The organism is Streptomyces sp. NRRL B-24572 (assembly GCF_002156145.1).
Classification (GTDB): domain Bacteria; phylum Actinomycetota; class Actinomycetes; order Streptomycetales; family Streptomycetaceae; genus Streptomyces; species Streptomyces vietnamensis.
On sequence record NZ_MWIG01000521.1, the window covers coordinates 1 to 8,024 of the forward strand.

The 8,024-nt window shown below is 73.6% G+C and carries 6 protein-coding genes and 2 pseudogenes; 5 read left to right on the forward strand and 3 right to left on the reverse strand.

Annotated features, from left to right (window positions below):
- Positions 1-319, reverse strand: a 319-nt coding sequence (locus tag CCN56_RS45955) for a hypothetical protein (protein ID WP_179200017.1), incomplete at its 3' end; no start/stop codon positions are given.
- On the opposite strand from CCN56_RS45955, the pseudogene CCN56_RS45960 reads away from it, so the two are divergent.
- Positions 203-652 (forward strand): annotated as a pseudogene (locus tag CCN56_RS45960) (sulfatase-like hydrolase/transferase); the annotation flags it as partial. The gene CCN56_RS45955 and the pseudogene CCN56_RS45960 overlap by 117 nt on opposite strands.
- 48 nt (positions 653-700) lie before the next feature.
- Positions 701-1,453 (forward strand): annotated as a pseudogene (locus tag CCN56_RS28755) (formylglycine-generating enzyme family protein); the annotation flags it as partial.
- 30 nt (positions 1,454-1,483) lie between these two features.
- On the opposite strand, the gene CCN56_RS28760 reads toward CCN56_RS28755, so the two are convergent.
- Positions 1,484-2,407 carry a LysR family transcriptional regulator gene (locus tag CCN56_RS28760; RefSeq protein WP_086830910.1) on the reverse strand — a complete coding sequence of 308 codons (924 nt, stop codon included), beginning with the start codon at positions 2,405-2,407 and terminating at the stop codon, positions 1,484-1,486.
- A 92-nt stretch (positions 2,408-2,499) separates the two neighbouring features.
- On the opposite strand from CCN56_RS28760, the gene CCN56_RS28765 reads away from it, so the two are divergent.
- The 3 genes from CCN56_RS28765 to CCN56_RS28775 all read left to right on the forward strand — a co-directional run bounded on the left by CCN56_RS28765 (position 2,500) and on the right by CCN56_RS28775 (position 7,420).
- Entirely contained in the window at positions 2,500-3,945 is a 1,446-nt protein-coding gene (locus CCN56_RS28765; protein ID WP_086830911.1) for an MFS transporter, read from the forward strand.
- 312 nt (positions 3,946-4,257) lie between these two features.
- Entirely contained in the window at positions 4,258-5,409 is a 1,152-nt protein-coding gene (locus CCN56_RS28770; RefSeq protein WP_306300641.1) for a serine hydrolase, read from the forward strand.
- A 124-nt stretch (positions 5,410-5,533) separates the two neighbouring features.
- The gene (locus CCN56_RS28775; RefSeq protein ID WP_086830913.1) at positions 5,534-7,420 is read left to right on the forward strand and encodes a long-chain fatty acid--CoA ligase; all 1,887 of its coding nucleotides are present in this window, start codon (positions 5,534-5,536) and stop codon (positions 7,418-7,420) included.
- An 82-nt stretch (positions 7,421-7,502) separates the two neighbouring features.
- On the opposite strand, the gene CCN56_RS28780 is transcribed toward CCN56_RS28775, so the two are convergent.
- Positions 7,503-8,024, reverse strand: a 522-nt coding sequence (locus tag CCN56_RS28780) for a helix-turn-helix domain-containing protein (protein WP_086830914.1), incomplete at its 5' end; no start/stop codon positions are given.

An 8,024-nucleotide genomic window follows, 5' to 3' on the forward strand; every position in this document is an offset into this window, starting at 1 on the left:
GCGCCGCCGTCGCGGCCGCGACCGCCGTACCCGCCCTCGCGCAGGTCGCCGGAGCCGGCCCCGCCGCTGCCGCCGGCCGGCCGAACATCCTGCTGATCGTCACCGACGACCAGCCCGAGCACACCGAATGGGCGCTGCCCAAGACCGTCGCCTGGCTCGCCGACCAGGGCGTGAAGTTCACCAAGCCGAGCAGCTGCGCACCCTGCTCTCCGTCGACGACGCCGTACAGGCGTTCAAGGACAAGCTCCAGGCGCTGGGCCAGCTGGACAACACCCTCGTCATCTACATCGGCGACAACGGCTTCAGCTGGGGCGACCACGGCTGGACGGCCAAGTCGGTGCCCTACCGTCCGGCGCACGAGGTGCCGTTCTACCTCTCGTGGCCGGCCGGCGGGCTGGGCGCGGGAACCCAGGACAACCGCATCGCCGCGAACATCGACATCGCGCCGACCGTCCTCGACGCCGCCGGCATCACCCCGAGCGCCCCACAGGACGGCCGGTCCCCGCTCTCCGGCTACAGCCGCGACCACCTCCTGGTGGAGTGGTGGAAGCAGGGCACGACCACCGGCGGTGCGCCCACCTGGTCCTCGTACGTGGCCAAGGACAAGCAGTACACGGAGTACTACGACTTGACGACCGACGTGAACGGCACGGTGTCCGGCACCGGCCAGGTGAAGTTCCGCGAGTACTACGACCTGGTCGACGACCCGGAGGGCTTCCCGGCGGACGCCGAGGGACCGGTCCGCGAGGTGACCGTGGAGCCCTTCCGCATCGCCGCCACGACGGTGACGAACGCGCAGTTCGCCACCTTCGTCAAAGCCACCGGACACCTCACCGACGCCGAGCGCTTCGGCTTCTCCTTCACCTTCGGCGCCTTCCTGGGGGAGGAGGTCGCAGCCGTGTCCCCGCCCGTGCCGGGCGTCCCGTGGTGGCGGACCGTGGAAGGCGCCTCGTGGCGCCGCCCCGAGGGCCCAGGCTCCCACGTCACCGACCGGCAGAACCACCCCGTCGTCCATGTGTCCTGGCACGACGCCCAGGCCTACTGCCGCTGGTCCGGCACCCGCCTGCCCACCGAGGCCGAGTGGGAGTGCGCGGCCCGCGGCGACCTGGAGCAGCGCCGGTACCCGTGGGGCGACGAACTCACCTCCGACGGCCGCCCGCTGTGCAACATCCGGCAGGGCGACTTCCCGGACCTGCCCACCGGAGGCGGGCGCGCGGGCACGGCCCCCGCGAAGTCCTTCCGGCCCAACGGCTTCGGCCTCTACAACACGGTCGGCAACGTCTGGGAGTGGAACGCGGACCCGTTCACCCCCGGCGACGGGACCGCGCGGGCGATGCGCGGCGGCTCGTACCTGTGCCACGACTCCTACCGCAACCGGTACCGGGTGGCCGCCCGCAGCTCCGACACACCCGACAGCTCGACCGGCAACATCGGCTTCCGGGTGGCCGCCGACCCCCGATGGCGCCGTCCGGGGCGGACGGGCTCAGCCGGACCGGTCGAGCAGCAGGTCCCGTACGCAGCCGCGCAGCCAGGCGTGCGCAGGGTCGGCGTCGTGCCGCGGATGCCAGGCCAGGCCGACCGGCAGGGGCGGCAGGTCGAGGGGGACCTCGAAGGCGACCAGGCCGAGGGAGTCGGCCAACGAGCGGCTCCGCGCGCCGATCAGGCCGACGAGATCGGTGTCGCGGAGGAGGAACAGCGACGCCGGGTACGTGCCGACGCTCGCGACGACCCGCCGCCGCAGCCCGTGCTCGGCCAGCGCGGCGTCGACGGGGCCGTGCAGCCGTCCCCGGCGCGAGACGACCAGATGGTCCGCGTCCACCGCGAACCGCCGCCGCGTCAGCCGCCCCCGGAGGAGTGGATGCCCCGCCCGGACGACCGCGAGCATGCGGTCGTCCAGGACGTGTTCGGTGTGCACCTCGGGATGGACGGTGTCGATGACACCGATCTCCAGGTCGGCGACGCCCTCCCGCAGCGCCGGCGCGTCGACGTGACTCTCGTTCAGGAACCGCAGCCGCACCTGCGGGGCCTCGCGCCCGGCACGCTCCAGGAGGGCGGGGCCGAGCAGCGCGGGGTGGGAGTCCTGGCCGAGCACCGTGAACGTGCGCGCGACGGTACGGAGATCGGTGGGGCCCGACGCCGCGAACAGCGCCCTGGCCCGCTCCACCACCGCGCCGACCTCGGCCCGTACGGACAGCGCGTACGGCGTCGGCACCATCGCGCGCCCGGCGCGCACCAGGATCGGATCGCCGAGCGCCTTGCGGATCCGGCCCAGGGTGCGGCTGGTGGCCGGCTCGGACAGGTGCAGCCGCCGGGCCGCTCCCCGCACGCTCTGCTCCTCGAGGAGGACGTCGAGGGCGAGCAGAAGATTGAGGTCGAGACCGCCGGCCACGGATTGCGTCACACGCACTCACCCCTTGCGAAAGATGCACTGGAAGTAATCAACGGGCCGAGCCTACGGTGGGCGCGCATCCCCTCACCACGACGCTCCCCGGAGGAGCCATGTCCTCGCCTGCCCTCTCGCCGCCTTCCTCCACCCCGGCCGACGCCCCGGCGGACTCCCTGCCGAGCCCGCTCAAGCGGTCGACCCTGCTCGCCCTGTGCGCCTGCGTCCTCGTCGCACAGAGCATGGTCGCCGCCATCAACCTCCTCATCCCCCAACTCGCCGCCTCCTCCCTCCATCCGTCCGCCACCGAACTCCTCTGGACGGTGGACGCGTACGTCATCGTCTTCGCCGGACTGCTCATCCCCGTCGGAGCACTGGGCGACCGCCGGGGCCGCAAGGGCCTGCTGCTCGCCGGACTCGCGCTGTTCGCCGCCGGAGCGGCGCTCAGCGCCCTGGCCGCCTCGCCCGCGCTGCTGATCGCCGGCCGCGGGGTGTCCGGCGCCGGGGCCGCCTGCATCACGCCCGCGACCATGTCGATCCTCGTCCAGCTCGCCGGACCGGAACACCGGGCCAGGGCCCTCGCCTCCTGGACCCTCGCCATCGGCCTGGGCGGCCTCGCGGGCAACGCCGGCGGGGGAGCGGTCGGGCAGTTCCTCTCCTGGCGCGCCCTGTTCTGGCTGATGGTCCCCCTGGCCGTGCTCCTCGCCTGGGCCGTCGCGGTCGCCGTGCCGCGCACCGGTCGCTCCCCGCACGGCCGCCCCGACCCGCGCGGCACCCTGCTGCTCGTCGCGGCCCTGGTCGCCCTCCTCGCGGGCATCATCGAAGGCCCGACGTACGGCTGGACCTCACCCCGGATCCTCGTCCTCTTCGCCGTGGGCGCGGCCCTGACCGGCCTGTTCACCTGGTACGCGCTCCGCTCGCCGGCCGCCCTGTTCGACCCGCGGGTCTTCCGCTCCCGGCGGCTGCGCGCCGCCGTCCTGGGCACGGCCACCGGCTTCTTCGGCCTCTTCTCGCTCTTCTACGCCAACTCGCAGTACCTGCAGTACGTCAAGGGGTACGGCCCCGCCGTCACCGGCCTCGCCATCGTCCCGCTCACGATCGGCATGGCCCTCTTCCCCAAGGTCGCCACCCGCTGGCAGGCCGCCTCGGGACCGCGCCCCGCCGTCACCACCGGGCTCTTCCTGATCGGCGCCGGACTCCTGGGAGCCTCCACCGCCGACGCGGCCACGCCGTACGCGCTGTACGCCTGCTGGCTGCTCGTCATCTCGGCGGGAACCGGCCTGTGCATGCCGGCCCTGACGGTCGGCGTCGTCTCCGCCCTCCCCCCGCACCAGGCCGGCCTCGGTTCGGGCCTCGGCACCTCGGCGAGGGAGATCGGCGCCGCCCTCGGCGTGGCCGTCACCGGCACCGTACTCGCCGTCCACGCCGCCGACGCCCGTGCGGGCTCGTTCGCCGACGCGATGAGCCCGGCGCTGCGCACGGTGGGTGCGGTCGTCCTGGTGGCCACGGGCCTGGTCGCCGTCGGCTACCGGACCGGGTCCGGCGGGGCCGCCACCCGCTGAGGGGCCCCCACGCGTGTGTGGGCCGGATGGCGCAGGCGGCGTGCGGCGGAGCCCGTACCGCGAGACGGTGGCCGGATCCTGGGACAGGACGGCCTGGTGGCCGAGGGGGGTCAAGGCGGCCGGTCGTCCGGCCGGATCCGGACCGCGGCCACCGTGCGCCGTCCGTCGTCCCCGGTCCCGTAACCGAGGAGGTAGCGCATGCCCCGACGTGTCCCCGCCGCATCTGCCGACCGGACTTCCACGAGCTCCGTCCGCGGCCGCACCGGACCCCGCCCGAGGCGCCGATGGCGTACGACGGCCGTCGGAGCGGTCGTGGCGGGCGCCGTCCTGAGCGGCGCGGCGACGGCGCCGGTCACGGCCGCCCCGTACGACACCGGTCACGGAGATCCGGCGCTGCGGAAGGCCCTCGCCGACCTGGTGGCGGCGCCGGGCGGCCCGCCCGGCGCGATCGCGGTCCTGACCCGGGACGGCCTGCGACAGGTCTACCGGGCCGGCACGGCCGAGGTGGGCACGGGGCGCCCGCCCCGGCCCGACGACCACATGCGCATCGCCAGCGTGGCCAAGGCCTTCAGCGGCGCGGTCGCGCTGAGCCTGGTGGACAGGCAAGCCCTGCGCCTGGACGACACGATCGGCCGACGACTGCCCCGACTGCCCGCTGCCTGGCATGCGGTGACCTTGCGCCAGCTGCTGCAGCACACCAGCGGTCTTCCGGACTTCAGCAAGAGCAAGGCGTTCCAGGACATCGTCCGCGCCGACCCCCGCCACCACTTCGACTCCCGCCGCCTCCTGGACTTCGTGGCCGACCAGCCGCTCGCCTTCGAGCCGGGCAGCCGGTACGCCTACTCCAACTCGGACAACATCGCGGTCGCCCTGATGGCCGAGCAGGCCACCGGCCGCCCGTACGAGTCGCTCCTTCGACAGCTCGTGTACCGTCCGCTCGATCTGACGGAGACCAGCCTCCCCCAGGACTACCGGCTTCCCCGCCCCTTCCTGCACGGCTACTTCACCGCCCCCGGCGAGCAGCCGGAGGACGTGAGCGAGGCGGTCAGCGCCTCCGGCGCCTGGGCGTCGGGCGGCATCGTCTCCACCCCGGCCGACCTGAGCCGGTTCATCGGCGGCTACGCCGGACCGGAGCTGCTTTCGCCCGCCATCCGCCACGCCCAGCAGGACTTCCTCCCCGGCGGCGCCTCCGAACCGGCCGGTCCCGGCGCCAACGCGGCGGGCCTGGGCCTCTTCCGCTACACCACCCGCTGCGGCACGGTCCTCGGCCACACCGGCAACACCCCCGGCTACACGCAGTTCGCCGCGTCGACGCGGGACGGCCGACGCACGGTGACGGTCTCGATCTCCAGCCAGGCCACGACGAACCCGGCCCTGCTCGCCCGACTGCGCGCGACCGAGGAGCAGTTCGTCTGCGCCCTGCTGAACGACCGGGGCCCGGGCTCCTGGGAGTTCCGGCCGTAGGGCGGGAGACGGGCAGGCGCTGACCTCTTACGCGGCGACGGGTTTCCCCCTTAGCCTCGCCCCAGCGTGCAAGTTACCCGCCGGTCGATGAACGTTGACGGGCGCACCGGGTCCGGAGGTCGCCATGAGTTCCGCGCAGTACCCGCTCGACGACCGGCCGCCCTCCGTGGCGCACCTCTTCCTCTCACGGGTCGAGGCCACACCCGACCGGGAGGCCTACCGCTACCCCGTGGCGGCCGGTGACGGTGCGTCCGGTGCGGAGGAGTGGAGTTCGCTGACCTGGGCCCGGACGGCCGAGCGCGTGACGGCGATCGCGGCCGGTCTGCTCGCCCTCGGGCTGCGGAGCGAGGAGCGGGTGGCCATCTCCTCCTCGACCCGGGTGGAGTGGATCCTCGCCGATCTGGGGGTGATGTGCGCGGGCGCCGCCGCGACCGCCGTCTACCCGAGCACCAACGCCGACGAGACGGCGTACATCCTCTCCGACTCCGACAGCCGGGCCGTCTTCGTCGAGAACGCCGTCCAACTGGCCAAGGTCGTCGAGCACGCGGACCGCCTGCCCGGGCTCCGCCACGCGATCCTCTTCGACCCGGACGACGATCTCCCCGAGCCGAAGGGGCTCGACGTACTGAGCCTCGCCGAGCTCGAAGAGCGCGGGCGGGCGTACCTGCGGGAGCACCCGCAAGCCATCGAGACGACCGTCGCGGCCATCGAGCGCGAGCAGCTCGCCACCCTCATCTACACCTCCGGTACCACCGGCCGTCCCAAGGGCGTGCGCCTGGTGCACGACTGCTGGTCCTACCAGGGCGTCGCACAGGAGGTCAGCGGTCTCCTCGAACCCGACGACGTGCAGTTCCTGTGGCTGCCGTTGTCCCACGTCTTCGGCAACGCCCTGATATCCGGTCAGGTGCGGACCGGACACGTGCTCGCGGTGGACGGGCGCGTCGACCGCATCGTCACCAACCTGCCCGTCGTCCGGCCCACCGTGATGGCCTCGGCGCCGAGGGTCTTCGAGAAGGTCTACAACGGCATCGCGGCGAGGGCGAGGGCCGAGGGCGGCGCGAAGTACAGGATCTTCCTGTGGGCGGCGAAGGTCGCCCGCGACTACGCCAGGACCGGGCAGGAGAGCATGGCGGCGACGGGGAGCCGCACGGTGCCCCTGTGGCTCGGCGTCCAGCACGCCCTCGCCGACAAGCTGGTCTACGGCAGGATCCGGGCGGCGTTCGGGGGCCGACTCCGCGGCAGCGCCTCGGGCAGCGCCGCACTCGCCCCCGACATCGGCTACTTCTTCGCCGGCGCGGGCGTGCCCGTCCTGGAGGGCTACGGCCTGACCGAGACCAGCGCGGCCTGCACGGTCAACCCGGCCGACGACCACCGGGTGGGCACGGTCGGCAGGCCCCTGCCCGGCACCGAGGTCCGCATCGCCGAGGACGGGGAGATCCTCCTGCGGGGCCCGGGCGTCATGCGCGGCTACCACAACCTCCCGGAGAAGACCGCCGAAGTCCTGGAGAGCGACGGCTGGTTCCGTACCGGGGACATCGGCGAGATCGACGAGGAGGGCTTCGTCCGGATCACCGACCGCAAGAAGGACCTGTTCAAGACCTCGGGCGGCAAGTACGTGGCGCCCACGGAGATCGAGGGCCGCTTCAAGGCCGTCTGCCCGTTCGCGAGCAACATCCTGGTCATCGGCGACGGCCGCAACTACTGCACCGCCCTGATCGCGCTCGACGAGAGCGTGATCATGCCCTGGGCGGCGTCGAACGGCCTCGGGGGCCGCACCTATGCGGAGGTCGTCTCCGCGCCGGAGGTGCACGCGCTGATCGACGGCTTCGTGCGGCGCGTCAACGACGGCCTGCAGCGCTGGCAGACGATCAAGAAGTTCTCGGTCCTGCCGCGCGACCTCGACGTCGAACACGGCGAGCTCACCCCGAGCCTCAAGGTGAAGCGGCCGGTCGTGGAGCGGGAGTACGCCGAGCTCGTCGAGGCCATGTACGAGGGCACCCGCGAGGCCTGAGGACCGCTCGCCCCCGCCGGCCCGGGCGATGTGAGGGGCCCGTCCTCAGGACGTTCGCCCGGGTGGTGTGCCCGGCCCGCCCTCAGGACTCCAACACCTCCACGTGGTCGCCGATCGCGACGGCCAGGACCCGCGAGCCCGGTTCGGTGGTGCGCCAGCGGTGCCGGACGCCGCCGGACAGGAGCAGCGTGTCCCCGCGGCCGAGCCGGTGGACGCGGCCGTCGGCCTCCACCTCCACCGCGCCGTCCGCCACGTACAGCAGCTCGTCGTTGCGGTGCCGGAACTCGCGGTCCGCCTCGTGCGCGCCGACGAACTCGAGGGCGTGCAGCTGGTGGCGGCCGCGCACCACCGGCCGGACGCGCGCCTCACGGTCGAGGCCGCTGTCGTCGCCGGCCCGCACCACATCGACCGTACGGGTCTCGTCCGAGGCGGCGAGCAGCTGCACCGCCGTCGTCCCGAGGGCGTCCGCGATCCGCTGGAGCGAGCGCATGCTGGGGCGCGCCCGGTCGTTCTCGATCTGGCTGAGGAACGGGGAGGAGAGCCCGCTGCTCCGCGCCACCTCGGCGAGCGTCAGATCGAGCGCCCGCCGCCGGCGGCGCACGGC

Excerpts from the sequence above, each read along its gene's own strand:
- CCN56_RS28765 (WP_086830911.1), top strand. The coding sequence starts at position 2,500 with ATGTCCTCGCCTGCCCTCTCGCCGCCTTCCTCCACCCCGGCCGACGCC.
- CCN56_RS28775 (WP_086830913.1), top strand. The coding sequence starts at position 5,534 with ATGAGTTCCGCGCAGTACCCGCTCGACGACCGGCCGCCCTCCGTGGCG.